This is a genomic window from Ideonella sp. P3_A4, from assembly GCF_056403075.1.
In genome coordinates this window covers 1-1,108 of the sequence record NZ_JBFUGE010001139.1, presented here as the reverse complement: position 1 = coordinate 1,108, position 1,108 = coordinate 1, and the positions used below count along the sequence as shown (strand labels likewise).

Genomic DNA, 1,108 nt, shown 5'->3' with positions numbered 1-1,108 from the left:
GGCGAGGGGAGGGCGCCACCCTTTTCAGGAAGCGCTCGGGAAGAACATAACCTTCCAAACCCGGGCCGGAAAAGTATCCTAAGTTGTTGATGCGTAAAGAGAATTTTGGTTAGGTCGCAAACTTAACCGAACCTAATCTCTTCCTAACCTCGCTCGTAAGTCATTGATTCATAAAGGATTGTCGGAGAGCCAATGTTTGGTCTCGAAAACCTAACCAAGTTAGTAGGAAGTTAGGAGATAGTTATGTTGAAAGCTAACCGCTAAGTGGTTGACGTACAAAGGGTTTTTGAGCTTCTCTCGGAGGTGGTTAGGTAAGTTATGTCTTTCCCGAGGCCTTCCGGATTTTGGCTGGCGTCGCCTTCACGGGGGCCGGATTGAGCCTCGACCCCGCGATCGAGGTCTGGCCAGCGGCCGCAGGAGAGGCTAACTGACAGTCTTGACTGACCCTTGGCGCGCGGGTGTGGGTGAGCTCTACGGACGCCGGTTCAATTCCGTTTCACAGTGTTGGGCCGATTCGCACGTGATTCACACGTGGCGCCGCTGGGCCGCACGGATGCTGGGTTTCTCTAGGGTTCAATTCCCCCCGGCTCCACCACATGCCCGGCTGCAAAGCCGTACGACCAAGCGCTGAGTGAAGTTCATCACTCAGCGCTTTTTTCATGTCCGCACGCGAGACCCAGTGAAGGCTGCGTGAGCTTGGCAGGTTCAGCGAAGAAAGTAGTCGATGTAGCCTTCGGTCGCGATCACGCCTGCTGCCAGTGCTTCGGCCGATGGTTTTTCCTTGACGTCCGAGATCACCACTCGCTTGCCGGTGTGTTGCTGCAGCGCCTTGAACAGCGGCGGTGCAGGCATCTCCCAGCCTTTGGTGCCCTGACTGCTGGCCGTTTTCTTGTCGAGCGGGATGAACGCGACCAGGTCGTCACGCGTCATCAACTCCAGCCCGGCTGCCTTGGCGTAAGCGTCCGGCGAACCCGTCTTGAATGAGGGGGTCGCAGCGATAACGATCGTGTCCACGTACGAGATAAGTGGACACGATGACAAGCGAGAAGACAGCGACTCGGAAGCGCTACAGCAGGGAGCTCAAGGCGCAGATCAGGGCCGAGTGCGA

The 1,108-nt window shown here is 56.8% G+C and carries 1 protein-coding gene; it reads right to left on the bottom strand.

Translation table 11 applies throughout. The annotated features are described in order from the left end of the window. Window positions 1–705: 705 nt before the first annotated feature. A complete protein-coding gene (locus AC1DYI_RS36475; RefSeq protein ID WP_477208960.1) occupies window positions 706–1,014 on the bottom strand; it encodes a hypothetical protein in 309 nt (102 codons plus the stop codon). Between the last annotated feature and the right edge of the window lie 94 nt (window positions 1,015–1,108).